Genomic DNA, 25,836 nt, shown 5'->3' with positions numbered 1-25,836 from the left:
AGGTTCCCCTGCCCGACGACCGCGTGTCGGGTCTACCGCCGAACTACCGCCGACCGGCGTGCCGCCCGTCCCCCCGGTGGAAGGTCGTCGCGCGCTGCTGGAGGCCGGCGAGCCGCAGCGCGATCCGGCGGCGCACCGGCGGCATCCCCGACACCGCGCGCAGCGCCAGGTCCCGCAGCGGCCGGCCGGCGGGCGGCAGGGTGGCCAGCCGGGTCAGCCGGGCGGCGAAGCCGACGACCTCCTCGGCGAGCGGTCGACGGCTGGCGGCGTAGGCGTCCAGCAGGGTGTCGGGGTGGCCGGCGAGGACGTCGCCGAGGGCGGCACCGAGGGCCACCGCGTCGCAGATGCCGAGGTTCATCCCCTGCCCACCGGCCGGGCTGTGCACGTGCGCGGCGTCCCCGGCGAGCAGTACCCGGCCGCGCCGGTAGCGGTCGGCGATCCGGTGGTGGACGCGGAACCGGGAACTCCAGAGCACGTCGGTCAGCCGGTCCGGCCGCCGGGTCGGGCCGCGCTCGTCGAGCAGCGCCTGGAGCCGGGCGGCGTCCGGGTCGCGGGGCGCGTCGGCGACGGCGGCGACCAGCCGGACCACGCCGTCAGGCAGGGGTGCCCACACCAGCGGACCCGGCCGGGCGAGGAAGAGCGCGACCTCGTCGCGGGGGAGCACGCTGCTCACCCGGACGTCGGCGAGCAGGAACGACTCGCCCACGTCGGCCGGCCCACCGAAGCCGATGCCGGCCAGGTCACGGACGGTGCTGTGCATGCCGTCCGCGCCGACCACCCAGCGGGCCCGCACGCTCGTCCCGTCGGCGAAGCCGGCGACCGCCCCGTCGCCGTCGTGGTCCAGGTCGGTGAGCTGGTACGGCCGGTGCACCTGCCCGCCGAGGGCGGCCAGCCGTTCGGTGAGCACCGCCTCGGTCACCGACTGGGAGACCAGCAGCGCGTACGGGTACGTCGACGGCAGGTCCCCGAAGCCGAGGGTGAGCAGCACCCGGTCGCGGTCCCGCACGGTGAAGCGCGCCGCCCGCAGTCCCCGGGCCACCAGCGGCGCGGTGACGCCGATCCGGTCCAACACCTCAAGCGTGTACGCGTGCACGACGGCGGCCCGGGAGGTGACCGGCGGCGCGGACGCCCGGTCGACCACGGTCACCTCGACGCCCTGTCGGGCGAGGGTGGCCGCGACGGTCAGTCCGGTCGGGCCGGCTCCCACCACCAGGACGTCGGTCTGCGCGGGCAGCATCTCCCACCTCCGTTGCCAACAACCGTTTGCCAACACTTGTTGGCAACGGTAGGCCGGGTGGACAGCGGAGGTCAACGCCTGTTGGCATAGAGTCGGGGACATGACCGCCCGCCGATCGGACGCCACCCGGGCCGCGATCCTGACCGCAGCCCGGCAGCGGTTCGCCGCCGACGGGTACGAACGGGCCACCATCCGGGCCATCGCCGCCGACGCCAGGATCGACCCGTCCATGGTGATGCGCTACTACGGCAGCAAGGAAGGGTTGTTCGCGGCGGCTGCCGAGTTCGACCTGCGGCTGCCGGACCTCACCGACCAGCCCACCGACCAGCTCGGTGAGGTGCTGGTCCGGCACTTCCTCGACCGCTGGGAGGGCGACGGGACGCTGGTCGCGCTGCTGCGTACCGCCGCCACCAACCAGGGTGCGGCCGACCGGATGCGGGCGGTCTTCACCGACCAGCTCGGCGCGGCGGTGGCCGCCGTCGTACCCGATCCGGCGGAGGCGCCCCGGCGGGCCGGTCTGGTCGCCAGCCAGATGCTCGGCCTGGCGCTGACCCGGTACGTGCTGCGCCTGCCCCCGGTCGTCGACATGCCGCCGGCCGACCTGGTCACCTGGCTGGCCCCCACCGTCCACCGCTACCTCCGCGCCCCCACCTGACCTCCGGCCCGCCGACGGGCGTGACGCAACGGGGCGGATGTCGCGGTGTCCCGGGACCGGAACACCGCAATCCACCCCGTTGCGACCGAAGCCGGGCGCGACCGAAGCCGGCGGGTGGGCCGGTCAGCCGGCCAGGCCGCCGGGCTGGTCGCCCCGGACCACGGGGGCCCGGACCAGGTTGCCCCACTCGGTCCACGAACCGTCGTAGTTGCGCACCTGCGGGAAGCCCAGCAGGTGGTGCAGCACGAACCAGGTGTGGCTGGACCGTTCACCGATCCGGCAGTACGCCACCACATCGTCGGCCGGGCTCAACCCGAGCTGGTCGGTGTAGATGGCCCGCAGCTCGTCGGCCGACTTGAAGGTGCCGTCGTCGTTCGCGGCGGACTTCCACGGCTTGCTCACCGCACCCGGGATGTGCCCGCCGCGCAACGCGCCCTCCTGCGGGTAGTCCGGCATGTGCAGCATCTCGCCGGTGTACTCGCCCGGCGAACGGACGTCGACCAGCGGCCGCCCAGCGGCCACGTGCGCCATCACCTGCTCCCGGTACGCCCGGACCGGCGCGTCGTCGCGCTGCGGCACCGGATAGTCGGCACGCGGCCGGGCCACCTTGTCCCGGGTCAGCTCGCGCCCCTCGGCGATCCACTTCTGCCGGCCACCGTCGAGCAGCCGGACGTCGGCATGACCGAACAGGGTGAACACCCACAGCGCGTACGCGGCCCACCAGTTGAAGTTGTCGCCGTAGAAGACGATCGTGTCGCCCCGGCCGATGCCCTTGGCCGCACACAGCTCGGCGAAGCTCTCCGCGTCCAGGTAGTCCCGGGTGACCTGGTCGTTCAGCTCGGTGTGCCAGTCGACCTTGACGGCACCAGGGAGGTGACCGGTGTCATAGAGGAGCACGTCCTCGTCGGATTCGACCACGACGAGACCCTCGTCGCCGAGGTGTTCGGCCAACCATTCGGTGGTGACCAGCCGCTGCGGGTCGGCGTACGACTGGAGGCGGGGATGCGGATCACTCGGCACAGACATGAGCCCCAAGTTACGCCGGAAACCGGGGCGTCGACCGCCCGTTGGACCCGGAAGGACGTCGGCGGGGTCAGGCGCGGCGGTGGACCAGGCGGCCGGCGACGACGGTGGCGAGGCAGCGGCCGTCGTCGGCGAAGACGGCCAGATCGGCCCGGCCGCCGACAGCGAGAGCGGGGGGTCGTACCGCGTCGAGGACGGCGACGTCGTTGCGGGCCGCCGCCGCGCGTACCGCCGGGTCGGTGAGGTGCGCGGCGAGCAGCGCGCCGACGCCCGATTGCAGCAGCGCGTGCACCCGCTCGCGCGGGCTGGCCGCCGGTGGCAGCGGTCCGTCGTGCACCAGCGCCGGCCCGAGGGTCCCGGGCCACCGCCGCATCCGCACCATCGGGTACGCCTGGGTCAGCTCCTCCACCGGCCCGATCGCCTCGATCCGGGCACCGTCGACCAGCACCGCCCAGCCCGGCAGCAGCCCCCCGTCACCCGGCAACGGCTGGTCACACGGCCCGCCGGGGACGGGTACCGACCGGCCCGACGGCGCGTCGTCACCCGACGTCGCCCGGTCCGACGGGGCCCGGTCCGACGGGGCATCGTCGTCACCCGGCACCGGGCGGCCAGGTGGTGGCTCGTCGTCGTGGGTGAGGCGCAGCAGGGGGGCGGTGTGCAGGGTGCGCACGGTCAGTCGGCCAGCGGGCCGAGGACCGGGCGCTTCGCGGTGACCGTGTCGCCGGAGGACCGGCCGGTGAGCCGACGGGTGACCCACGGGGCCAGGTGCCGGCCGACCCAGCTCAGGTCGGCGGCGCGGGCGGCGAGCCACGGGGTCGCGGCCGGGCGTTCCGGCACCATCAGCCACTCCTCGTCGCAGCCCACCCCGAGCGTGGTCAGCACCTGGCCGGCGACCCGCCGGTGCCCGGCGGCGGACAGGTGCAGCCGGTCGGGGCTCCAGAGGGTCGGGTTGAGCCGGAACGTGTCGTCGGCGAACAGGTCGATCAGGATCGCGCCGTGCCGCTCGGCGATCTCGCCGATGAGCCGGTTGACCAGCGCGATCCGGGGTGAGACGAGGCGCTGGCCGGGCAGCCGGGCGAGCACGTCGGCGAACCGGAAGAGGATCACGTCGGCGCCACCTGACCGCAGCCGGCCCACCACGGCGTCGAACCGGGTCGCCAACGCGTCCGGGTCGAAGGTGCGGCGCAGCACGTCGTTGCCGCCGGCCGCGAAGCTGACCAGGTCGGGTTTCATGGCGAGCGCGGCGGGCACCTGCTCGGCGACGACACTCGGGAAGAGCCGACCCCGGATGGCCAGGTTCGCGTAGCCGAAGTCCGGCCCGGCCTCGGCGGCCAGTCGGGTCGCCACCAGGTCCGCCCAGCCCCGGTAGGTGCCGTCCGGGTAGGCGTCGTCCATGCCCTCGGTGAAGCTGTCCCCGACCGCCACGAAGCTCCGCCAGCGCACGCCGCCCCCTCATGCTTTCGTTGACTGCGGCGACCAGTCTGTCACCGGCCGGCCTTCGCCTGCCGCCGCCCACCGCCCCAACGTGGCGCAGGTCATCGACCGCAGCCCCGCCGCTCCTCCCCGGTCCGCTCCTCCCCGGTCCGCTCCTCCCCGGTCCGCTCAGCCCGGCCCGCTCAGCCCGGCCCGCTCAGCCCGGCCCGCTCAGCCCGGCGGGGGCGGGGTGGCCGGTCGCCGGCGGTAGGGGGCCCAGGCGACGAAGCGCTCGAACAGGTCACGCGGTGTCGGCCCGTCCTGCGGGTTCAGCCGGAACAGGTCGTGGCTCGCCTCGTGATAGAGCCCGGACAGATAGACGGCCAGGTCGACGGGCTGTGCGTCGTACTCGATGCGGAGCAGCAGCCGGGCCTCGGCGCACGGCCACGGGCCGCCGCAGGCCCGGCACACCCACAGCGGTCGCAGCGGCAGGTGCGGCCGGCCGCCCGGCGGGTGGGAGCGGGGCCGGTCGGCATACGGGCCGAGGCGGGGCACCGGAAAGGGACGGGAGTTCACCGGTCTCGACCTCCTGATGGTGGTGGGGATGGGGCCGCCCCTGCACGGGGGGTCACGGGCGGCCCCGCAGCGGGCCGGACGGAAGGCGACCCACTGGTGACATTCTGGTGATGACACCACTACTCTCGGAAGGCATCGACGCCGGCCTGGGCGAGGTCGGGTCGACGGGGAGGGCCGCCCGGTCGGACCGGGGAGGCGGCCGAGACAACCGTGGAGGACGTGTGGAAAGTGAACCGACCGCCGACCTGATCCGGGCACAACTGCGCAGGCTGCGGCTGCACGCGGAGCTGAGCCAGGAGGAGTTCGGCAAGCTGGTCCACTTCTCCGGCTCGCAGATCTCCGCCATCGAGCTGGGCCAACGGCCGTTCGACAGGCTGTTCCTCAAGCGGGCGGACGAGGTCCTGACGACCGGCGGGCTGCTCACCTCACTGCTCAGGCTGGCCGAGCGCTACTCGCAACCGAACTGGTTCCGGCCCTGGCTGGAGGCCGAACGCCAGGCACAGCAGCTCTGGTGTTACCACCCGACGCTCGTTCCGGGTCTGTTGCAGACGGAGAACTACGCCCGTGCGGTGATCCGGGCCGACGACATGCTCAGCGACGACGAGGTGGAGCGGCGGCTCGCCGTCCGGCTGGACCGGCAGAGCGTGCTCACTCGTTCGCAGCCGCCGAAGCTGATCGCGGTGGTCGAGGAGGCGGTGCTGCGGCGTGCGGACGAGAGCTTCCGGGGCCTGATGGTGCAGCAGATCGCCCATCTGCTGGACTGCGTCGACCAGCCGAACGTCAGCATCCACGTGATACCCGTCGAGGTCAGCACCCACGTGGGTCTCGCCGGCCCGTTCACGCTGGCGCTCGGCAACGACAGCGGTTGGGTGGGCCATCTGGAGAACCAGCTCAGTGGCACCACGATCGACAAGGACGGTGAGCTGACTATCCTGATTGCACGGTGGGAGAGCGTCCGCAGCGAGGCCCTGCCCCACAACCAGTCGGCACTGCTGATGAAGGAAGTGATGACGTCATGGAGCTGACCGGTGCCACCTGGCGCAAGTCCACCCGCAGCGGCAACGGTGAGTGCGTGGAGGTCGCCGACGACCTGCCCGGCGTCGTCGGGGTGCGCGACAGCAAGGACCCGACCGGGCCCGTCCTCACCTTCGACCGCCGGGCCTGGCGGTCGTTCGTCGCCGCCACCGGCAACGGCGTCGGCACCCACTGACCCGGCCCGACCCGGCACCCGCTGACCCGACCCGCCCAGACCACCCGCTGACCCGGCCTGCGCCGGCACGCCGAGGGCAGCCGGCCCCGGCGTGGCCGGCGGCTACTGGCCCAGGATCGCCTCGATCAGGCGCATGGTGCCGTCGCGCTCCCAGGCCGACTGGTAGTTGGCGACGATCGAGCCGGGTGGATAGTGCGCCGGCATGTTCGCCCAGGTGCAGCCGGTGCGTCTGCGGTGGTAGATCGCTTCCACGATCAGTCGGCGGTCGTACCGCCGGCCCCGATGCGAGTCGCCGCCCGGCAGGATCGCCGCGACCTGCCGCCACTGCTCGTCGGTGATGCCGCCCGGAGTCGACGGTCCGTGCTGCTCGACCCGCTCGGGCCGGCGGGACGCTGGTCGCGGCACCTCGACGGCCCTCGGCACCTCGACAGCTCGCGGCACCTCGACAGCCCGCGGCACCTCCACAGCTCTCGGCGTCTCGACCGGTTCCGGCGGTTGCGCACCACCCTGGCGGCTCTCCCTGGCCGACAGCCGGGCCCGCGCCGCCGCCGCGATCTGTTCCCGAACCGGCAACGGCTGGGCCGGCGGATATCCGGTGAAGCCGGGTTCGAGGGCGGCGGTGAGGAGCCCGCAGGCCTGGCGGAGCTGCTCCCACTCGGGGGCGAGGGCCAGCAGGTGGGCGGTCGCCGGATCGGCGGGTTGCCCCTGCTGCCCGCCGAACGCCTGGAGACGACCCAGGATCACCGGTTGACGGTGGGCGTACCAGGCCAGGACGCGGGCGATGGCATCGTGCACCGACGACCGGTATTCCTCCTGGTACGGCCCGGCCAGGCTGAACGCGTACGCCTGCGTGTTGTACTCGGCCATGTCGGCGGCGAGGTCCGGGCAGTCCGCCAGCACCTGCGGGAACTGGTCGGGGTCCAGGTAGTCCAGCCACCGGGGCGCCGGCTGGTCGCCGCCGTCAGGTGCCGGGTCCCCGGGCTGACCGGGCAGGTCCGGTTGCTCGACGGTGGCGGTCAGGTACCACTGCCGCAGGTGCTCGTCGCAGGCTGCGGCGAAGTACGGCAGGTACGCCCCGGCGACCTCGCCGGCGAGGGTCTCGGCGGCCACCGACCAGAGGGCGAACGTGAACCCGGTGTCCACCTCGAACACCTGCGCCAACCGGGCTACCAGCGCGAACATGTCGTCGATCTGGGCGAACTCCGCGACGAGCGTCGGATCGACCTCCCCGAACGCCAATGCCAGGGGGTGGTCGACCCACGGCGGCCGGACGATCTCCACCAGCGCGACGACGAGGTGGTCCCGGTCCAGCTGCCCACTGGTGTGCTGCTGGAGCAGCGTGATCGTGGCCAGGCTACGGCGCAGCTGGTCGACGCCGGTGTGGGCGGCCTGCTCGTCGGCCCAGGCATGGAACATCGCCAGGCAGGTGGGGTTCTGCTGGGTCTCGGCCCAGGTGAGGCGCTGGAAGAACGCCGGCTGGTGCTCGGCGATCCAGGCGAAGGTCGTGGCGAACGTGTGTTGCCATGGCGCCGGCTGGACGTCCTGATGCGGATGCACGCCTGTCTCCCGGTCGGTGGGCGGGTCCGCACCAGCGTGCACCGGATCTGCCGGCCCGCTCCCCGGTCGCCGGCCGGTCCTGCGGGCAGTCCGCGTTGCCCCTGCGGGCAGCGCGGCACCGACCAGCGCGCGGTGACGGTCGGTGCGGGCGCGGCGACGGTCGGTGTGGGCGCGGCGACGTCGAGACGCGGTGCCCACCGCCGAAGGCCGACGTTGCCCGACCCGGGCAGCCACCCCTCAGACCCGGACGGTCAGCGGCCAGGCCCGGATCCTGATCCAGGACCGCTGGTCGGAACCTGCCGCTCGGCGACCTTCGGCTGGCCAGCGCACAGGTGATCGGCAGACCCGACGGGGTGCGGACCAGATGCAGACGCAGGCTCGGCTAGGGCAGCCGGTAGACGGAGACGTGGGAGCGGGATTCGGCGGTGAACTCGCCGCCGGTCCAGTCGGCGTGCCGGCTCTCCAGGGTGAACCCGGCGAGCTGCCCCATCAGGTCCAGCTCCGCGGGCCAGACGTAGCGGTGCGGGGTACGGAACAGTTCCGCCTGCCGGCCGTCGCCGAACCGGAAATGGTGGGACACCACGTGCTGCGCCAGCACGTCGTAGGTGTCCAGGCCGACGTAGCCGGGTTCGGAGTGCCAGACGACGGCCTGCTGCCCGGGTGGGAGTTTGCGCAGTTCGGGCACCCACAGTTCGATGACGAACCGGCCACCGGGGGCCAGGTGCCGGGCGGCGTTGCGGAAGCAGGCCACCTGCTCGGCCTGGGTGAGCAGGTTGGCGATCGTGTTGAAGACGAGGTAGACGAGGGAGAACTCGCCGGGGGCGACGGCGGTCGCCATGTCACCGGCGACCACCGGGATGGCCTGCGCGTCCACCTTGGTGCGGAGCTGCGCGACCATCGGGGCGGACAGCTCGATGCCGGTGACCGGAACCCCCCGGGCGGCGAGCGGTACGGCGACCCGACCGGTCCCGATCGCGAACTCCAGCGCCGCCCCGTCACCGGCGAGCGCGGCCAGCCGGTCCACCGTCGGCCCCAGCACCTCCGGGGCGAACATCCCCTCACCCGGCGTGTCATACCGCCGGGCGGCCTCGCCGTCCCAGATCTCCTCCTGCCGCATCCCCCGATGCTCACCGCCCCCAACTACCAAGTCCACCCAATTACCGCCCCCACCCCCGCTCCCCGCCCGTCCCCGCCCTCCCGCCCCCGCCCGTCGCCCCGGTGATCAAGAGGTTTGCGTCACCCCGCCCCGGAATCCTGACGCAAACCTCTTGATCACCGCGAAACGGCGGGGGTGGGGGTGGGGTGGGGGAAGGGCGGACGCGGGAGGTCGTCTGGGGCGGGGTGGTCGACCAGATCCTGCGTCGGGTTGGCGGCAACGGGGTGTAACGGACGCGCCACGGGGTATCGAAGTTGGATCGTCCAAAGGGTGTTTGTTGTGCGGAGGGCTCTCATGTACCGGGTCAGTGACGTGATGACGAAGCAGGTGGTCTATCTGTCGGCGGAGACCACCCTGGACGAGGCGGCCAGGGTGATGAAGGAGGCCGACATCGGGGACGTGGTGGTCACCGACGGCTCCACGCTGGCAGGCCTGCTGACCGACCGGGACATCGTGGTACGGGCGGTCGCCGAGTGCAGCGACCCGGCCAGTACCTCGATCGGTTCGATCATCACCCGGGAGGTGGTGATGATCGAACAGCACGCCACGGCCGGTGAGGCGGTGGCGTTGATGCGTGAGCGCAACATCCGCCGGATCCTCGTCTGCGACAACGAGCGCAAGCTCGTCGGCATCGTCTCCCTGGGCGACCTGGCGATGCAGCTCGACCCCAGCTCGGCGCTGGCCGACATCAGCGAGGGCGCACCGAACAACTGACCCGCCCGGCGCGGGCGACCCACGAGCGGTGTGGTCGCCCGCCTCGTCCCGGCTTCCTCCGGCCCTCAGGCGGCCGGTGCGGGAGTCTGGTGGCAGACCCGCGCCGGGTGCGGCGGTAGCCTGGCGGGATGTCCGAGATGCCGACGAGGCTGGCCGAGATCGTCGGGGAGTTCGCCGACGCCCCCCGCGACGTGGTGCTGGAGATGCTGCTTGAGTACGCCGACGTGATCCCGCCGCTGCCGGCCGGGGTGGACCGCGACGACCTGGAGCAGGTCCCCGAGTGTCAGACCGCGTTCTTCCTACGCGCCGAGGTCAACCCGGACCGCACGGTCACCACCCTGTTCGACTGCCCACCGGAGGCGCCCACCACCCGGGCCTTCGCCGGCATCCTCGCCGAGGGGCTGGCCGGGGCGAGCGTCGAGCAGGTGCTCGGTGTACCGGATGACCTCTACCAGCGGATGGGCCTGGCCCAGGCGATCAGTCCGTTACGGGTGCGCGGCGGCACCGCGATCCTGGCCCGACTCAAGCGGCAGGTTCGGGAACAAGCCGGCTGAGCTGCGGGTTGTCTCCGGTCATGGAGATCGAGATCTACGCCGACGTGGTCTGCCCCTGGTGCTACATCGGCAAGCGCCGCTTCGAACAGGCCCTGGCGTCGTACGACGGCGAGGTGACCGTCCGGTACCGGCCGTTCCAGCTCGACCCGACGCCGGTGACCGCGCCGCAGCCGCTGCTGGACGCGCTGGCTGCGAAGTTCGGCGGCCGGCAGCGGGCCGAGCAGATGGCCGGCCAGGTGACCCAGGTGGCTGCCGGGGTGGGGCTGACGTTGAACTTCGACCGGGCGGTGAGCGCCAACACCTTCGACGCGCACCGGTTGGTCCGCTTCGCCGACGGGCACGGCCGGGCGGGTGACGTGGTCGAGGCGCTCTACCGGGCGCACTTCACCGACGGGGTCGACGTCGGCTCACCCGAGGCGCTGGTCGCGCTAGCCGCCTCGGTCGGGCTGGACGAGACGGAGACGCGCGAACACCTGGCCTCGAACGTGGGTCGCCGCGAGGTGGCCGCCGACCTGGCCGCCGCCCACCAGCTCGGGGTGAGCAGTGTGCCGACCTTCGTGCTCGCCGGCAAGTACGCCGTCACCGGGGCGCAGGAGCCGGAAACCCTGCTCGCCGCCCTGACCGAGGTCACCCAGCGGGAGTCGGCCGCCTGAAATCCGACCGCCCGGCGAGGGCGAGGGCGCCGACCGGTCCGGCCGCAGCAACGCCATCCCGGCGGCCACCGGCACCCCGGCGGGGGCGGCATCGACCGGCGCAATGTTTCACGTGCAACAACATCGATGTCGATGATTGGCTAGGCCGGGCGGGCCAGGCCCTCCACCACCCGCGCGCCCGGCAGTGCGCCGAGCGCCGGCCCGGGTAGGGCGATCTTGCTGTGCCGTACGCCGGAGCCGATGATCACGTGCGGGGCGGCGATCACCCGGGCGTCGACCAGGATCGGCCAGGACTCCGGCAGCCCGATCGGGGTGATCCCGCCGTACTCCATCCCGGTCGCCTCCACCGCGTCGGCCATCGGGGCGAAGCTCGCCTTGCGGACGTCCAACGTCCGACGGACCACCCCGTTGACGTCGGCCCGGGTGGTGGCGAGCACCACGCAGGCCGCGTACCGGATCTCGCCCTCCCGCTTGCCGGCGATCACCACACAGTTCGCCGACACGTCCAGCCCCACCTCGTACGCGGCGCAGAAGGCAGCCGTGTCGGCCAGCGTGGCGTCGATCGGTGCGACCAGGATGTCGTCGACGTCGACGGGCGCGTCCGCCGACCACTGCGCCAGGGCGGCGGCCACCGGCGTGGCCAGCAGGTCGGGTCGGGTCCGGGCGGGCTCGGTCTGCAACGTTCCCATCACGGCAGCGATCCTCGCACCCCACCCCGCAGGCCGCCCCACCAGGCCACGCATCGGGCCACGCCCACAGTGCGCTGGAGACGACGACGCGCGGCGGCGGCCGGCGGGAGGGCGCGACGGGTCAGTTGCCGCCGAGGAAGGAGTTCTCCCGCAGGAACGCCCGGTCGTCGGCCGTCGCCGACCGACCGGCCCGCAGTGCCTGTGGCCGGCGGGCCTCCAGATCCTCCATGCCGTGCCGCACGGCGAGGCGGATCACCCCGTACAGGAAGACCAGACCGAAGACGTAGAGCAGCACCGTGACGACGAAGACCAGCATGGCGTCACGGTAGGCAGGACGTGAACCCGTGCCCGGCTCATCTTCGGTCGGGTCGCCCGTACGTGTCGGCCAGGTGATCGGCCCAGGTCCGACGGCCGGTCGGGACGGCGCTCGTGGTCAGCCCACCCGCCCGCAACTCCCGACCCAGCCGCCCCGGCAGGCGCACCGGCAGCAGCGGACGACGGGACCCCCGGGCCACCCGCCAGGCCCGTACCGCGTCGTCGAAGCGGAGGACCTGTGGGCCGCCGTACTCCTGCACACCGGTGAGCGGGCCGGTGGCGAGCAGCTCCGCGAGCCGGGCGGCCACCTCGTGCTGGTCGACCGGCTGGGCCAGCACCGCCGGATCCCCCAGCACCGGCCCGAGCCGGCTCGCCGCCCGCAACAGCCGGTCCAGGAACACCGGGAACTGGGTGGCCCGCAGCACCGTCCACGGCACCGGACCGGCCGCCACCACCTGCTCCGCCGCCAGCTTCTGCCGGTAGTACGGGATCGGCACCCGGTCCACGCCGACGATCGAGACGTACAGCAGATGGGCCACGCCCGCGTGACCGGCGGCCAGGGCCAACCGGCGGGTGCCCAGCACGTCCACCCGGTGGGTCGGGGCGCCGCCACCCGGCCGGGACGCCAGGTGCAGCACCGCGTCCACCCCGGCGAACGCCTCCGCCAACCCGGCCCCGGTGGCCAGGTCCGCCACCACCCAGTCCGTCGTCGGATCGTGCCGGGGCCGCCGGCTCGTCGCCCGCACGGTGAAGCCGTCGCTACGCAACCGGGGCAGCACCGCCCGCCCCAACGTCCCGCCGGCACCCGTCACCAGCACCCGCATCCCGTCCCCCTCCACGACCACCGACGAACCGGCCCGACGGGAAGACCACCCGACGGGCCGACCAGCTGACGGGTCGACCACCCGGAACGTGACACCGCCCCGACCGGCCCGGGGCGTCCCGGCCCTCAGGTGAGCAGGTCGACCACGGTCAACGCGAGGAAGAACACCACCACCGCCTCGCTGATGATCCACGAGTGCCGGTCCGCCCAGTCGCGCATCCGGGGCAGCACCCGGTCCGCCCGGTCGCCGAGCAGCAGCAACGCCAGCAGCGGCAGGGCCAGCAACAGCAGGGTCAGCAGCATGAACGGCACCAGGTGCCACCACGGCAGGCCGTGCCGGGCGGCGCTCGCCCCCACCGTCACCATCGTCAGGTCGTCGGAGGGCATCACCACGAAGAGCAGCAGGCCCAGCCGGAGCGCGTACCCGAATCCGGCGTGCTGGAGGTGACCCATCCACGTCGGCTCGCCGGAGGAGTGCCGCCGGACGAACACCACCACCGCCAACACCACCAGCAGCCCCAGCACCACCCAGTCGATGACCGTCTCGACCTGGCGGCGGCCACCCCCACCACCGCCGGCTGCGCCCTTGACGACCCGGAACACCAGCCAGGCGAGGGTCGTCCCGGCAACCACCACGATCGCCGCGCCGGCCAGGAACCCCAGCGACGCCCGGCGGGGCCGGTCGCCGGAGGCGAGGAAGACCGCCGCCACCAACTGCGTACCGGCCACCATCACCACGGCCATCGGCAGGATCGTCAGGAAGTTCATCGCCCACCATCCTCCCGGTCACCCCGGTCGACCAGGCGGGATTCGAGGGATCAGGCGGCCCGCACCCGGCCCGGCACCACCCGGCCGGCGAGCACCGCGCCGAGCAGGGCACAGCCCACCGCCACGGCGAGCGTCCCCGCGTACCCGGCCGGGCCGGGCGTCGTCCCGGCGGCGAGCACCGCACCGGTCAACGCCAGCACCGTGGCGGTGAACAGCGAGTCGGCCAGTTGCAACGACGAACTGTTGCGCCCCTGCTCGTCGGGGGCCGACAGGGCCAGGGTCAACACCGACAGCGACGGGTACGCCAGACCCATCCCCAGGCCCGCCACCGCCCACCCGGCCACCCCGACCGCCACCGGCACCGCCGGCCACACGGCCAGGGTGACCGTGGCCGTGCCCGCCGCCACGCAGGCCAGGCCGAGCCGGGGCAGGGTCGCCGAGGAACGCGGCGCCGGCAACCGACCCTGGAGCCAGGAACCCACCGACCAGGACAGCGCGCCGACGGTCAGCACCAGGCCGGCGGCGGTCGGCGAGAAACCCCGCTGCCGGGACAGCATCAGCGGGATGACCACCTCCGCACCGGCGAACGCCGCCGCCGCCAACCCGCGCAGCCCCACCACCGTGGGCAGGCCCCGGGCGGCCCGCAGGAACCCCGCCGGGAGCAGCCTGGGCGCACAGACCCCCAGGCCGGTGAGGGCCACCACCACCAGGATCACGGCGGGCACGCCGCGCTGCTGCCCCCCGTGGTGCAGCAGTGCGGCGCTCACCCCCGCCCCGGCCGCCCAGCCGATCCGGGCCACCGCGCCCGCCGGTGGCCCGGCCGGCGTCGGCCGGGCGAGCGTGCGCAGTCCCGACTCGACCAGCAGCACCGCCGGCAACGCCACCACCGGCACCGCTAGGAAGACCCACCGCCAACCCAGGTGTTCCACGATCAACCCGGCCACCGCTGGCCCGACCAGCGACGGGATGACCCACGCCGCCGCGAACGCCGCGAAACCCGCCGCCGCAGCTGCTCCGGGTACGCCTGCCCGACCACCACGTACAGCGCGACGGAGAGCAGCCCGGACCCGAAGCCCTGCACCGCCCGACCGATCACCAGGGTGCCCATCGCGTCGGCGCTCCCGGCGACGAGCAACCCGACGACGAACAGTCCCACCCCGCCCCACATCGGGGCGCGTGGCCCCCGGGCGTCGCACCAGATGCCGGAGAGCACCATGGCCAGCACCCCGGCGGCGAACGAACCGCCGAAGGCGAGCGCGTAGAGACCCAGCCCGTCCAGCGCGCGGGCCACCGTGGGCATCGCGGTGCCCACCGCCAACGCCTCGAAGGCGAGCAGTGACACCAGGGCGACGCTGCCCACCGTCATGGCCCGCAGCCGGGGATCGTAGAGGCGGGCCGCCGGGGCGAGGGTGGCGGTCACCGAACGGCCCCGGCCCGGGGCGGTACGTCAGGCATGGACCCAGCCTGCGACCTGCACCCTGGTTCAGGTCAAGGGTGAGCCCGGTCTCGTCACGCCGACTCCAGGGCCTCCCCGAGCCCCTTGGCCAGTCCCGACAGGTGCTGGTCGGCGAGCAGGTGACCGGCGGTGATCACCAGGGCGAGCGGCCACTCGATGACCTGGAGTGCGGCGAGCACCCCCAACCCGGCGTAGTAGGCGATCTTGTCGGGCGGGGGCACCGCCACCTCGCCCAGCATCGGCACCTCCACCCGTCGGGTGTACGCGCGGACCATCTCGTGACTGCCACTGAGGTGACGCGTGATCGTGCTCATCCCGGCCTCCCTGCAGACTCGTCGGATCGTCAGCCGGATTCCACCGGCACCGCCGTCCATGCCCCGCCACCGGCGGAAACTTCCCCCACCCGGGGGGCATAACGGACGCGGTGCCGGGAAGCCAGGCCGCCTGACGAACGCGGGAGGCACGATGGCGTACGGCGGCAGTGGGCGGGGCCGACGCATCGGCCGTACGCCTCGATGACCACGCTGGGCCGGGTCGCCGGCCGGGTCCTCCCGTCGGTGCCGGTGCCCCCGCTGCTCGGCGGCGCGTCCCGTACCGTCGGACGGCTGGCCCGGGTGGCCGGGCTGACCCGCCGCCGGGTGTGGTCCCGCGACGGCCGGCACCACATCGAGGTGCACGGTGTCTGCCAGGACGGCGGCGACCGGCTGGCCCGGCAGGTCGAGGCGGCGCTGCAACGGCTCCCCGGGGTGGCCTGGGCCCGGGTGAACGCCCCGTCCGGCCGGGTGGTGGTGGCCGTCGGGGAACCGAAACCGAAACTGCGCGACCTGATCGACACGGTGGCCCGGGTCGAACGGGTCTGCCCGCACGAGCCGGACCCGGAGATCCCGCCCCCACATCCGCCGGAGGACGGGCCGCGTACCCCCCGGACCCTCGGTGCGCTCGCCTCCGACGCGCTGGGCCTGACCATCTCCGCCGCCACCCGGATCCTGCCGTTCACCCCGGTGCCGGGGGAGGTGGCCGGCCTGCTCACCGCCGTCGACCTGCACCCCAGGCTGCACGACCTCGCCGGCCGGGGGTTGCGTGCCGACCCGCGCGCCGAGGTGCTGTTCCCGCTCGCCGAGGCGGTCGTGCAGGGCCTCACCGGTGGTTGGGCCGGCATCGTCCTCGATGGCGCGCAGCGGATCGTGCAGTGGGGTGAGGCGCGCGCCCAACTCGCCGCCTGGACCCGGGCCGAGCCGGGGCTGACCGGCGACCCGGAGCGTGCCGTGGCCCGCTCACCCGGGGTCCGGCGGCCCTGCCCCCGCCCCGACGGCCCCGTCGAACGGTACGTCTCGACGATGCTCGCCACCGGTGTCGCCGCCGGGGCCGCCGCGTGGCCCGTCGCCGGGCCGAAGCGGGCCGCCGCACTGGGGCTCGCCGCGCTACCCAAGGCCCCCGGCAGTGGCCGCGAAGGGTACGCCGCCCAGCTCGGCCGGGTGCTGGCCCGGCGTGGCGTGATCGCGATGGACCGCAGTGTGCTGCGGGAACTCGACCGGATCGACACGGTGGTGCTGGACGCGGCCGTGCTCGGATCGGACCGTGGTGTCCTCGCCGACCTGGCCCCGCTGCCCGGCACCGACACCGGGGAGGTGGCCGGTCAGGCGTTCGCCCTGTTCGACCCCGAGCACCCCGACGCCGTCCACGAGGCGGACGGTTGGCGGCTCGGCCCCCTGGCCGACCTCGACACCGTCGACCCGGGGGACACCCCCGACAGCGCACGGCTGCGCACGGCGGGCGGCCCGCTGCTCGGCCTCGTCCACCACGGCAGCCTCACCGCCGTCGTCCGGGTCGCACCCGAACCGGCGCCCGGCGTCGATGCGCTACCCACCGCCGCCCGGCACGCCGGCCTGCGGCTGGTGGTCGCCGGCGACGACCCGCAGCGGTACGGCTTCGCCGACGCGGTGCTGCCCGGCGGGGACCGGCTCGTCGAGTCCGTACGTGCCCTGCAACGCGACGGCGCGGTGGTGATGCTGGTCTCCGGCGACCGGACGGCGCTTGCCGCAGCCGACTGCGGGCTCGGGGTGGCCGCTGCCGAGGACCTGCCGCCATGGGGCGCCCACCTGCTCGTCGGCACCGACCTGCGGATCCCGGCGCTGCTGATCGAAGCGGCAGGGGTGGCCCGGCGGATGACCGGGCAGAACATCCGCCTCGCCATGGCCGGCACCGGGCTCGGCGCGCTGGGGGCGTTCACCGCCGCGGTGCCGCAACTGCCCGGCCGCAGCCTCGCCGCCGTCAACGGCGCGGCGGCGCTGGCCTTCGCCAACGGCGTGTGGCGGGCCCGCCGGCTACCCGACCCGGCCGGGGCCCCGGAGTCGGCCACCACCGCCTGGCACCTGATGCCGGTGCCGACGGTGCTGCGCCAACTCGACACCACCCCGGACGGGCTGACCGACGTCGAGGCGCAGCACCGGCACCGCGTCGACCCGGACGTGTCGGGTGGCCCCGTCGGCCTGTTCCGGGCCTTCGTCGACGAATTGGCCAACCCGCTCACACCGGTGCTGGCCGCCGGCGCGGTCCTCTCCGCCGCGTTCGGCTCGTTGGTCGACGCGGCCCTGGTCGGCGGCGTGGTCGGCGGATCGGCGCTGGTCGGGGCGGTGCACCAACGCAACACCGACCGGGCGCTCGCCGAGTTGCTGTCCCGCTCGGCGGTCACCGCACGGGTGCTGCGGGACGGGGCCGAACGGGTGGTCGTCGCCGAGGAACTGGTCCCCGGTGACGTGGTGACCCTCGGCCCCGGGGACGCGGTGCCGGCCGACTGCCGGGTGCTCACCGCCGACGGGTTGGAGGCCGACGAGTCGTCACTGACCGGCGAGTCGTTGCCGGTGACCAAGGGGGCCGCTCCGGTGGTCGCCGCCGCCCTGGCCGACCGGGCCTCGATGCTCTACGAGGGCACCACCATCGCCGCCGGACACGGCACCGCCGTGGTGGTGGCGACCGGTGCGCGGACCGAGTCCGGGCGGAGTCTCGCGCTGGCCCGGCAGTCCCCGCCGGAGAGCGGTGTGGAGGCCCGGCTCGGCACTATCACCCGCTCGGCGATCCCGTTGGCCGCCGCGTCGGCGATCGCGGTGGCCGGGGCGGGGCTGCTGCGGGGCGTACCGCTGCGGCAGACGGCGGCGACCGCCGCGAACCTGGCCGTGGCGTCGGTGCCGGAGGGGCTGCCGTTCCTGGTCAGCGCGGCGCAGTTGGCCGCCGCGCGACGACTGGCCGAGCACGGCGCGCTGGTCCGCAACCCCCGCACCATCGAGGCGCTGGGCCGGGTGGACGTGCTCTGCTTCGACAAGACCGGCACCCTCACCGAGGGCAGGCTGCTGCTCGCCGGGGTCGGCGACGACGGCCGGTTCGCCGATCTGCACGGCCTCGACGACGGGTTGCGCCGGATCCTCGCCGCCGGGCTACGCGCCACCCCGTACGCGGACGATCCGCAGGTGTTGCCGCAGCACACCGACCGGGCGGTCAGGTACGGCGCACGGCAGGCCGGGGTGACCGAGCAGACCGGCGCGTCCGGCTGGGCGGCGGTCGGCGGGTTGCCGTTCGAGCCGTCCCGGGGTTACCACGCCACCGTCGGCCGGACCACCGACGGGCTGCTGCTCAGCGTGAAGGGTGCCCCGGAGACGGTGCTGCCCCGCTGTGGTGCGTGGCGGCTGCCGGGCGGCCGGGACGAGCCGTTGGACGCCGCACGCCGGGACCGGCTGCACACCGCGCTCGCCGACCGGGCCGGGGCGGGTCACCGGATCCTCGCCGTGGCGGAGTGCCGGGCCGGTGCCGAGGCGGTCACCGACGACGAGGTGCGCGGGCTGGTCTTCGTCGGTTTCCTCGCCCTCGCCGACGGGGTACGCGAGAGCGCCGCCCCGGCGGTCCGCCGGATCCGGCAGGCCGGCGTGCACACCATCATGATCACCGGGGACCATCCGGCCACCGCCGAGGCGATCGCGTCGGCCATCAGCCCGGAAACCGACGGCCAACGGGTGGTCACCGCCACGGAGCTGGACGAGTTGGACGACGCGGCGCTGGGTGAGCGGCTGGGCCGTACCGACGTGGTGGCCCGGTGCACCCCGGCGCACAAGGTACGGATCATCCAGGCGTTGCAGAAGTGCGGGCGTACCGTGGCCATGACCGGTGACGGCGCCAACGACGCCCCGGCGATCCGGCTGGCCGACGTGGGCATCGCCCTCGGCCAACGGGGCACCCCGGCCGCCCGCGCCGCCGCCGACCTGGTGGTCACCGACGACCGGTTGGAGACCATCATCGCCACCCTGGTCGAGGGCCGGGCCATGTGGTCGTCGGTACGCCACGCGCTGAGCATCCTGGTCGGCGGCAACCTCGGCGAGATCGCGTTCAGCGTGCTCAGCGCCGCCGTCACCGGCCGGTCGGCGCTCAACGGCCGGCAGCTGCTCCTGGTCAACCTGCTCACCGACCTGGCACCGGCGCTGGCCATCGCGGTCCGGCCGCCCGACGCCGACCACGCCGACGGGTTGCTCCGCGAAGGACCGGACGCCTCCCTCGGCGGCACCATGACCCGCGAGATCGGGCTCCGCGCCGCCGCCACCACCCTCGGGGCGACCGCCGGCTGGACGGTGGCCCGGTGGACCGGCCGGGAACGACGGGCCGGCACGGTGGCCCTGGTCTCGCTGGTCGGCACCCAACTGGGGCAGACCGTCCTCGCCGGGGGCACCAGCCCGACGGTGCTCGCGTCGACCGCCGCCTCGGTCGGGGTACTCGCGGCCGTGGTGCAGACCCCCGGGGTGAGCCAGTTCTTCGGCTGCACCCCGCTCGGCCCGGTGGGCTGGGGCATCGCCGCCGGTTCGGCGCTCGGCGCGACCTTCGCCAACGGCGCACTGACCCGCCTGGTGGAGCGCCTGCCGGGCCCGCCCACCCGCTGAGCCCGCCGCCACCACCCGCCCGCCGCCACCACCCGCCCGCCGCCCGCCGCCTGCCCACCGCCACCGCTGCCACCCGCCGCCGCCATCGCCGCCACCGCCCGCCACCGCAAGATCGTGCTCGAACCATGATGTAGTGGCATCCTGCGGCCGAATGACCACTACTTCCTTGTTGTTGCGCGGCTCGCCGCCAGCCGAGTGACCACTACATGCTTGTTGTGCGCGGCTGGCCGTGGGGATGTGCCCGGGGTCAGGGTGCGGGTGGGGACCAGGTGGCGGCGGCGCGGCCCAACCGGTCGTTGATCGCCCGGCCGACCCCCTCGTCGGGGGCCGGTTCGGCGAGGATCTCGGTCACCCCGGCCGCGTCCAGCCGGTGCAGCGCGTCAAAGAGCCGGGCGGCCGCCTCGGTCACGTCACCGGCGGGTGACAGCACCTCCACCGCCGCGTAACCGGCCGCCGGGCCCTCCCGGAAGGCCAGGAAGCCCCGTCGGACCCTGTCGGCCGGTGCCGGCACCGCGCCCGCCACCACCCGCAACGGGGTACGCGGCGCGTAGTGCGCGGCCAACGTCCCCGGGGCGACCGGCTGCCCGGAGCTGCCCTGCCGGACGGTCACCGGGCCGACCGCCGCGACGAGTTCCTCGACGGCGAGCGCCCCGAGCCGCAGCACCACCGGGTGGGGGCCACGCGCGTCCACGATGGTCGACTCGATTCCGCACCGGGTGGGGCCGCCGTCGAGCACCACGTCGACCGCCGCACCGAGCCCTCGGACGACGTGTTCGGCGCGGGTGGGGCTGAGCTGCCCGAACCGGTTGGCACTCGGTGCGGCCACGGGCACTCCGGCGGCCCGGATCAACGCGCGGGCGGACGCCTCGTCGGGCACCCGTACGGCCATCGTGTCGAGACCGGAGGTGACGATCGGCGGGATCACGGCCGGCCGGTCCACGATCAGGGTGAGCGGTCCCGGCCAGAACCGCTCGGCCAGCGCTGCGACGGTGGGGGGCAGCGCGCCGACGAGCGCCGGCAGGTCGGTGGCGTCAGCCAGATGGGTGATCAGCGGATCGAAGCTGGGCCGGGCCTTCGCTTCGAAGATCCGCGCCGCGGCCCGGGCGTCCAGCGCGTTCGCGCCGAGCCCGTAGACCGTTTCGGTGGGGAAGGCCACCAGGCCGCCGGCCCGCAGCACCTCGGCGGCCTCGGCGATGCCGTGCGCGGCGGGCAGGACACGGGGAGCGCCAGTGGTCACACCCCGACGCTAGCCTGCCGCCCCGGCCTGGCCCGGTGCGGGTGGCGGTCGTCCCCGCGAGGGTCGTGCGGGGTGACGTCCGCGACGGCAGGCGAGCGCCGGGGTGGGGTCACCGCGCAGCTCCGCACCGGCGGACGGCAGGTCGTCCTCCTCCTGCGCCCAGCCGAGGTCGGCGGCGCGTAGCTCGGCGACCGCGTGGTAGGTCACGACTGCCCCCCGTTGCCGCGACGCCAGAGGTCGGGTGCCAACCGGTCCGTTCCGCGCGTTCGGTCTCGTCGGGGGAGAATTGCGGGCATGCTCCGCTCGCCGCGCGCCCTCCTGCTGGACTTCGGTGGCGTCCTGGCCGACGCGCCTCCGCAGCCACCCGCCCCACCGGAACTTGTCCGGCGGCTGTCCCAGCTCGTCGGTGGCGTGGTGGCGGACCAACAGATCGCCGCCGACCTGACCGAAGGCGCACGACGCTACTCGGCCTGGCGTGACGGCGCGGGGCGGACAGCCGACCCGGTGGAGCTGTCCCACTCCCGGGTCTGGGCGGAGTTCGTCACCGGCTCGTGGCCCGGACCGGCCCGCGACGCCGTCGACCGTGAGGCGACCCCCCTGTCGTACGCCTGGACGTGGCGGGCGGACTGGGCGGTGCGCCCGGGGATCCCCGAGGCGCTCCGGGCGGCCACCGCGGCGGGCCTTCCGCTGGCCGTGGTGAGCAACACCCTCTGCGGTGCCGCGCACCGGGACTTCCTCGCCGCTGTCGGGCTCGCCGGTTCGTTCGCCGCCCAGCTCTACAGCGACGAGGCTGGCCCCCGGAAGCCCAACCCGCGACTGGCGCTGCTGGCGGCAGACGCCGTCGGGGTGCCGATCGACCGCTGCTGGTTCGTCGGCGACACTCTCGGCCGGGACGTCGAGGGTGCCCGCCGGGCCGGCGCGGGAGCGGCGATCCTGATGCGTTCCCCGCGCACCGACCGGGAACCCCCGCAACCCGCCGTCGTCCCTGACGCCCGGATCGAGGACGGCCACGGTCTGCTCGCGCTGTTGCGTCAGGCCCGGGGCTCCGTCGACTGAGGACGTCCGCCCGCATCGTGGAGGTGCGGAGTGGCCGGGAGCTCCACCCGTTCTGGCGGGGTCAGCCGTCGCCATCGACTGGTGGCAGGAGCTTCACCGCCGGGTCGCCGTCGGTCCACCTCGGCCCGTCGGGCAGTGTTCCGGCGCAGGGTGCAACGGTGGTCGACCCGGTTGGCTGCCGGTCCTGACCGGAGCCACGCTCCGGTGGCCCGATCACCAAGCTAGGCCTGCGGTATCGCATCGTCCACCGACGACGCCCCCGCCACTCGGTGGACGGTGACCACGGCGTCGATCGGCAGTGCCGCGTAGACGTGCGGGAAGGGCCCACCGTCGGGGGCGTCCTCCCAGCGCACCGCCGCACCGAGCAGCCGGGTGTCGAGAGCGGCGACCACGAGCGTCGGCTCCTGCGCGAAGAACCGCAGCGCGGTCGCGGCCACCTGCTCACGCGAGGAGCAGTGGATGAAACCGCTGCTGTGGTCGAGCGGCGAGCCGTCGAAGCGGCCGGCGGCCTCGAATCCGGCCCACTCGGCGGGCAGCAGGATCTTGTAAATCAGCACAGCTCAGGGTGGCAGACGTCGGAGTGATCCGCAGCCACCGCTCCCGGCAGCCCACCCCGGGGTTGACAGCCCGCCTTGGCTCATGCAAATAATAGTTGGCATGAGCCAAGATGAACTATGGGAAACTTGACCGGCGATCGGCTGGTCGAGATTCTCGCCACGTTGGCCAGTCCGCACCGACTCCGCGTGCTCGCCGCGTTGACCGGCGGCCGCTCCTACGTCTCACAGCTCGCCCGCGACCTGGGCATCAGCCGTGCGCTGCTCCAGGTGCACCTCAAGAAGTTGGAGCGGGCCGGCCTGGTCACCGCCCACCTGGAGTTGTCCGATGACGGCAAGGCGCTCAAGTACTACGAGGTCACACCGTTCTCGTTACAGCTCACGCCCGACGTGGTGGCGGCTGCCGCCGCGACCCTGAGTAACGCCGGAGACGGCGACTCCCCACCGAAGGGAACCAGTTAGATGGACGCCGCCTCGGTCTTCCTGATCGTCGTCGCCGCCGTGCTCATCTCCGTCGTCTGGTATGCGGGCGTCCGCAAGCGGACCGAGGTGTCGAGCGAACTGCAGCGGCAGTACGCCGAGCAGGCCGCCGAAACGTCTCGGCTGCTCGCCGAGATGAGCACGCAACTGGCCGATCTGCACCGACGGACCGTCGACCTGCAACGCATCCTCAAAGACGCCGAATGACGGCGCTCGGGATCGCACCGCCGGTCACTCTGGTCAACGTCCCCAACGCCGTCACCGCTGTACGCACAGCCGGCTCCTTCGGGCTCGCGGTGGCGGCGCTGAACCACCGCGACGCCCGCCTGCTCGTCGCCGCCTACCTGGTCTACTGGATCGGTGACATCCTCGACGGTGTCGCCGCCCGCACCCTGGGCCAGGAGACCCGCGCCGGCGCGGTCTTCGACATAGTCGCCGACCGGGCCTGCACGTCGGCCTGTGCCGCGGCACTCGTCGTGCTGCGGCCCGAAACGGCGCTGCCGATCGCAGTGTTCCTCGTCCAGTTCATGGTCGTCGATCAGTTGCTGAGCCTGATGTTCCTGCGCTGGCCCCTGCTGAGCCCGAACTACTTCGGCTGCGTCGACCGGCGCATCTACCGGTGGAACTGGTCTCCGCCGGCGAAAGCGCTGAACACCGCCGCGGTGGTGCTGCTGGCGATCTTCGCGCCCACCGCCGTGGCCGTCACCTTCGCCCTCGGCGTCGCCGCGGTGAAGGTCGTCTCGCTGGCCCGCGCCGCCAGGTTGCCGGTCGGCCCACCGTCCACCCAGCCATGATCGCCGTTCTGGCGGCTACGGCCGTCGGGCTGCTGTCGGCGTTCCTGCCGTTCACCCCGGCCGAGCCCTATCTGATGGCGGCGGTGGCCACGACCGGCACGCCGCCCGTGGCGCTCGGCGTCGCCGCCGCAGCCGGTCAGACCACCGGAAAGTTACTGATCTTTCTCGGTACGCGCGGCGCGATCCGCTCACCCTGGCTGCGACGCCGACTCACCAGGCACACGCCCGGCACACCGAGACCGCCGGGCCGGTGGGGGACGATGCTCGCGGGCCCGAAGGCGGCCGGCGCACGACTCGTCGAGGTGATGGAGCGTCCCCGCCAGGCCACCGGCATGCTGCTGGTCAGCGCGGTCACCGGGTTTCCGCCGTTACTGGCCACCAGCGTCTACCTGGGACGCACGCCCCTGCGTCCGGTCGCGTTCGCGGCGACGTGCCTGCTGGGCCGCACGATCCGCTTCGTGGCGATCGCGCTGATGCCGCGGCTCGCCGGCTACTGAGCACGCGGACCGGCCCCACCACGGTCGTCTCCGCCGTGGACCGGCGGCTCGGCCGCCGGTCGGGCAGCGGTGCACCGGTGACGAAGCGGGAACGTCCGAAAGGCGTGGTCGGGGCCGCCGGAAACCGGGTGGCAGGTTCCAGAACGACTCAAGATCAATCCTGATCTGTGCCCACCGGGTGCCCGCTGATCTTCACGACCTATAACGCCTGGTCAAGAGTAGTGCTGGTGGGCCGGAGGTACCACCATGCGAACCACACCGCCACGATCGCCGGTGACCCGCTACCGCTGACTTTGCCCAGCTCACGCGGGTCGGGCGGTGCCCGATGAACCCGATCCGACCGACCGAACCGCCGGTGCGGTTCGCCGACGCGGAAGAGATCAACCCGTTCCAACTCCTTCTCGATCTTCATTACCATGCCGTGGCTCGGACGCCGGAATCCGGACGCGTTGCCGTCCTGGCGGAGCTGGCGTTGTCCGCTGCGGTGGTGTCCTGGTGGACGCGCTGGCAACCCACGATGATCCACACCGCGCTGCAGGCGGGCGCGGACCTGACGGACAACGCGAAAGCGACCGGTCTCGACGCGAGCGACGTCCTCCAGCGGTGGCGGCGATGGGCTGATGTCCAGACGCGGCTGGACATCGGCGGACGTCCGTCCGTGGACCCCATCGAGGTCCGGGCCATCGAGCTTCGGCTCGGGCTGGGGGTGGTTCGGTGACGCCGACCCGGCTTGCCCGAGACGTGAGCACGGTAGCGGTGGCCGGGATAGCTGCCTGGTCGTCGTGGAGTCACATGGTCGCCGTGGCGTTGAGGTTCGGGGAGCGTCCCGAGGTCGCCTACGTGCTGCCGCTGTCGGTCGACGGAATGCTCGTCGTCGCGTCGGCGGCCATGGTCGAGGACAAACGCGCCGGCCGGAGGGTGCGCTGGTCGGCCCGTACGGCGTTTGCGGTCGGGGTGGCGGCCAGCGTGGCGGCGAACATCGCCGCCGCCGAGCCAAGCCCTGGAGCACGCATCGTCGCCGCCTGGCCGGCGGTAGCGTTGCTGCTGGTCGTGGAGATGCTGACCAAATCGCAGCCGACCCCAAGCGACACCCACCACGTATCTGATCCCGCCCGCCAGCAGCAGGAGCCGCCAGCCTCCGACACCACGGCTGCGCCACCGAAGCCGCACCCACCAGACATCTCTACATCGGAGGCGATAGAAGCGAAGCCGGCTGGCAGCGCCGACGGTCTGATCACGAATCAAGTACCGGCGTCGGCGCGTCGGCACATGACGCGACATGCCCGGACGGCGGATGTCGTGGCCCAGCTGCATGCCGAGCACCCGCAGGCCAGTCTGGCGGAGTTGGCCATGGCCGCTGGTGTGACCGAACGTCATGTCCGGCGCCTTGTTACCGGTAGATCTCGAAACGCAGGGCAACGAACATCTGATTCTTGAGGGTTGATGGCACACGGTGCCGCGACATCGCATCGATCGACGCGAAGGCTCGTTACGTAGGAC

The 25,836-nt window shown here is 73.6% G+C and carries 29 protein-coding genes and 1 pseudogene; 14 read left to right on the top strand and 16 right to left on the bottom strand.

Annotation, left to right across the window (positions count from 1 at the left end):
• Window positions 1-43: 43 nt before the first annotated feature.
• Window positions 44-1,237: an FAD-dependent oxidoreductase gene (locus AB0B63_RS10275; RefSeq protein ID WP_357016645.1), complete on the bottom strand. Its 1,194-nt coding sequence runs from the start codon at window positions 1,235-1,237 to the stop codon at window positions 44-46.
• 100 nt (window positions 1,238-1,337) lie between these two features.
• Between AB0B63_RS10275 and AB0B63_RS10270 the strand changes: the two genes are divergently transcribed.
• Entirely contained in the window at window positions 1,338-1,892 is a 555-nt protein-coding gene (locus AB0B63_RS10270; protein WP_357016642.1) for a TetR family transcriptional regulator, read from the top strand.
• A gap of 123 nt (window positions 1,893-2,015) precedes the next feature.
• Here the strand turns inward: AB0B63_RS10270 and AB0B63_RS10265 are convergent, their stop codons facing one another.
• From AB0B63_RS10265 to AB0B63_RS10250, 4 genes are all read right to left on the bottom strand, one after another.
• Entirely contained in the window at window positions 2,016-2,918 is a 903-nt protein-coding gene (locus tag AB0B63_RS10265) for a sulfurtransferase (protein WP_357016639.1), read from the bottom strand.
• Between the two features lie 67 nt (window positions 2,919-2,985).
• Window positions 2,986-3,585 (bottom strand): hypothetical protein, encoded by a 600-nt coding sequence (locus tag AB0B63_RS10260; protein ID WP_357016636.1) that lies wholly within the window; start codon window positions 3,583-3,585, stop codon window positions 2,986-2,988.
• Window positions 3,586-3,587: 2 nt separating this feature from the next.
• The gene (locus tag AB0B63_RS10255) at window positions 3,588-4,358 is read right to left on the bottom strand and encodes an SGNH/GDSL hydrolase family protein (RefSeq protein WP_208565201.1); all 771 of its coding nucleotides are present in this window, start codon (window positions 4,356-4,358) and stop codon (window positions 3,588-3,590) included.
• 201 nt (window positions 4,359-4,559) lie between these two features.
• Window positions 4,560-4,904, bottom strand: coding sequence for a hypothetical protein (locus AB0B63_RS10250; protein ID WP_208565200.1), 345 nt, complete (start codon window positions 4,902-4,904; stop codon window positions 4,560-4,562).
• A 221-nt stretch (window positions 4,905-5,125) separates the two neighbouring features.
• Here AB0B63_RS10250 and AB0B63_RS10245 point away from each other — a divergent pair, with 221 nt between their 5' ends.
• Complete coding sequence (locus tag AB0B63_RS10245; protein ID WP_357016632.1) at window positions 5,126-5,929, top strand: helix-turn-helix transcriptional regulator; 804 nt, start codon at window positions 5,126-5,128, stop codon at window positions 5,927-5,929.
• Window positions 5,920-6,114, top strand: a complete 195-nt coding sequence (locus AB0B63_RS10240; protein ID WP_357016628.1) for a DUF397 domain-containing protein — start codon at window positions 5,920-5,922, stop codon at window positions 6,112-6,114. The genes AB0B63_RS10245 and AB0B63_RS10240 overlap by 10 nt, the downstream gene beginning before the upstream one ends.
• Window positions 6,115-6,216: 102 nt before the next feature.
• Here AB0B63_RS10240 and AB0B63_RS10235 read toward each other — a convergent pair whose 3' ends face one another.
• Window positions 6,217-7,671: a transposase gene (locus tag AB0B63_RS10235; RefSeq protein ID WP_357016625.1), complete on the bottom strand. Its 1,455-nt coding sequence runs from the start codon at window positions 7,669-7,671 to the stop codon at window positions 6,217-6,219.
• Between the two features lie 382 nt (window positions 7,672-8,053).
• On the bottom strand, window positions 8,054-8,788 hold the full coding sequence (locus tag AB0B63_RS10230; RefSeq protein WP_357016623.1) for a class I SAM-dependent methyltransferase: 735 nt from the start codon (window positions 8,786-8,788) through the stop codon (window positions 8,054-8,056).
• 333 nt (window positions 8,789-9,121) lie between these two features.
• On the opposite strand from AB0B63_RS10230, the gene AB0B63_RS10225 reads away from it, so the two are divergent.
• The 3 genes from AB0B63_RS10225 (at window position 9,122) to AB0B63_RS10215 (ending at window position 10,748) form a co-directional block, all read left to right on the top strand.
• Complete coding sequence (locus AB0B63_RS10225; RefSeq protein WP_204958392.1) at window positions 9,122-9,541, top strand: CBS domain-containing protein; 420 nt, start codon at window positions 9,122-9,124, stop codon at window positions 9,539-9,541.
• 128 nt (window positions 9,542-9,669) lie between these two features.
• Window positions 9,670-10,095, top strand: a complete 426-nt coding sequence (locus AB0B63_RS10220) for a SufE family protein (protein WP_208565195.1) — start codon at window positions 9,670-9,672, stop codon at window positions 10,093-10,095.
• A 20-nt stretch (window positions 10,096-10,115) separates the two neighbouring features.
• Window positions 10,116-10,748, top strand: a complete 633-nt coding sequence (locus AB0B63_RS10215; protein ID WP_357016618.1) for a DsbA family oxidoreductase — start codon at window positions 10,116-10,118, stop codon at window positions 10,746-10,748.
• A 140-nt stretch (window positions 10,749-10,888) separates the two neighbouring features.
• Here AB0B63_RS10215 and AB0B63_RS10210 read toward each other — a convergent pair whose 3' ends face one another.
• The 6 genes and pseudogenes from AB0B63_RS10210 to AB0B63_RS10185 all read right to left on the bottom strand — a co-directional run bounded on the left by AB0B63_RS10210 (window position 10,889) and on the right by AB0B63_RS10185 (window position 15,113).
• Window positions 10,889-11,437 carry a YbaK/EbsC family protein gene (locus AB0B63_RS10210; RefSeq protein WP_357016615.1) on the bottom strand — a complete coding sequence of 183 codons (549 nt, stop codon included), beginning with the start codon at window positions 11,435-11,437 and terminating at the stop codon, window positions 10,889-10,891.
• Between the two features lie 121 nt (window positions 11,438-11,558).
• Entirely contained in the window at window positions 11,559-11,753 is a 195-nt protein-coding gene (locus AB0B63_RS10205; RefSeq protein WP_208565192.1) for a hypothetical protein, read from the bottom strand.
• Window positions 11,754-11,790: 37 nt separating this feature from the next.
• Window positions 11,791-12,597, bottom strand: coding sequence for an NAD(P)H-binding protein (locus AB0B63_RS10200; protein WP_357016611.1), 807 nt, complete (start codon window positions 12,595-12,597; stop codon window positions 11,791-11,793).
• 104 nt (window positions 12,598-12,701) lie between these two features.
• A complete protein-coding gene (locus AB0B63_RS10195) occupies window positions 12,702-13,343 on the bottom strand; it encodes a GAP family protein (RefSeq protein WP_208565191.1) in 642 nt (213 codons plus the stop codon).
• 50 nt (window positions 13,344-13,393) lie between these two features.
• Window positions 13,394-14,643: pseudogene (locus AB0B63_RS10190) on the bottom strand (MFS transporter).
• 209 nt (window positions 14,644-14,852) lie between these two features.
• Complete coding sequence (locus AB0B63_RS10185) at window positions 14,853-15,113, bottom strand: hypothetical protein (protein ID WP_091249246.1); 261 nt, start codon at window positions 15,111-15,113, stop codon at window positions 14,853-14,855.
• A gap of 201 nt (window positions 15,114-15,314) precedes the next feature.
• On the opposite strand from AB0B63_RS10185, the gene AB0B63_RS10180 reads away from it, so the two are divergent.
• Window positions 15,315-19,718, top strand: a complete 4,404-nt coding sequence (locus tag AB0B63_RS10180) for an HAD-IC family P-type ATPase (RefSeq protein WP_357016607.1) — start codon at window positions 15,315-15,317, stop codon at window positions 19,716-19,718.
• Between the two features lie 247 nt (window positions 19,719-19,965).
• On the opposite strand, the gene AB0B63_RS10175 is transcribed toward AB0B63_RS10180, so the two are convergent.
• Together AB0B63_RS10175 and AB0B63_RS10170 are read right to left on the bottom strand one after the other, a co-directional pair.
• A complete protein-coding gene (locus AB0B63_RS10175; RefSeq protein ID WP_357017092.1) occupies window positions 19,966-20,931 on the bottom strand; it encodes an L-threonylcarbamoyladenylate synthase in 966 nt (321 codons plus the stop codon).
• 33 nt (window positions 20,932-20,964) lie between these two features.
• On the bottom strand, window positions 20,965-21,162 hold the full coding sequence (locus tag AB0B63_RS10170; RefSeq protein WP_357016604.1) for a hypothetical protein: 198 nt from the start codon (window positions 21,160-21,162) through the stop codon (window positions 20,965-20,967).
• 87 nt (window positions 21,163-21,249) lie between these two features.
• Between AB0B63_RS10170 and AB0B63_RS10165 the strand changes: the two genes are divergently transcribed.
• Window positions 21,250-22,011 (top strand): HAD family hydrolase, encoded by a 762-nt coding sequence (locus AB0B63_RS10165; protein WP_357016600.1) that lies wholly within the window; start codon window positions 21,250-21,252, stop codon window positions 22,009-22,011.
• A gap of 221 nt (window positions 22,012-22,232) precedes the next feature.
• Here AB0B63_RS10165 and AB0B63_RS10160 read toward each other — a convergent pair whose 3' ends face one another.
• A complete protein-coding gene (locus AB0B63_RS10160) occupies window positions 22,233-22,568 on the bottom strand; it encodes a DUF952 domain-containing protein (protein WP_208565187.1) in 336 nt (111 codons plus the stop codon).
• 117 nt (window positions 22,569-22,685) lie between these two features.
• Between AB0B63_RS10160 and AB0B63_RS10155 the strand changes: the two genes are divergently transcribed.
• The 6 genes from AB0B63_RS10155 (at window position 22,686) to AB0B63_RS10130 (ending at window position 25,773) form a co-directional block, all read left to right on the top strand.
• Window positions 22,686-23,027: a helix-turn-helix domain-containing protein gene (locus tag AB0B63_RS10155; RefSeq protein WP_219465407.1), complete on the top strand. Its 342-nt coding sequence runs from the start codon at window positions 22,686-22,688 to the stop codon at window positions 23,025-23,027.
• Window positions 23,028-23,252: a hypothetical protein gene (locus AB0B63_RS10150; RefSeq protein WP_219465406.1), complete on the top strand. Its 225-nt coding sequence runs from the start codon at window positions 23,028-23,030 to the stop codon at window positions 23,250-23,252.
• Complete coding sequence (locus AB0B63_RS10145; RefSeq protein ID WP_357016595.1) at window positions 23,249-23,839, top strand: CDP-alcohol phosphatidyltransferase family protein; 591 nt, start codon at window positions 23,249-23,251, stop codon at window positions 23,837-23,839. Before AB0B63_RS10150 ends, AB0B63_RS10145 begins: the two co-directional genes overlap by 4 nt.
• On the top strand, window positions 23,836-24,336 hold the full coding sequence (locus tag AB0B63_RS10140; RefSeq protein WP_357016592.1) for a hypothetical protein: 501 nt from the start codon (window positions 23,836-23,838) through the stop codon (window positions 24,334-24,336). Before AB0B63_RS10145 ends, AB0B63_RS10140 begins: the two co-directional genes overlap by 4 nt.
• Window positions 24,337-24,661: 325 nt before the next feature.
• Entirely contained in the window at window positions 24,662-25,054 is a 393-nt protein-coding gene (locus AB0B63_RS10135; protein WP_357016589.1) for a hypothetical protein, read from the top strand.
• Window positions 25,051-25,773 carry a DUF2637 domain-containing protein gene (locus AB0B63_RS10130; RefSeq protein WP_357016586.1) on the top strand — a complete coding sequence of 241 codons (723 nt, stop codon included), beginning with the start codon at window positions 25,051-25,053 and terminating at the stop codon, window positions 25,771-25,773. The genes AB0B63_RS10135 and AB0B63_RS10130 overlap by 4 nt, the downstream gene beginning before the upstream one ends.
• Window positions 25,774-25,836: the final 63 nt, after the last annotated feature.

It is taken from the genome of Micromonospora sp. NPDC049081 (assembly GCF_040648835.1).
Lineage (GTDB): Bacteria > Actinomycetota > Actinomycetes > Mycobacteriales > Micromonosporaceae > Micromonospora > Micromonospora antibiotica.
Note: the sequence above shows the minus strand (reverse complement) of the source record. Positions and strands in the feature narration are given on the sequence as shown.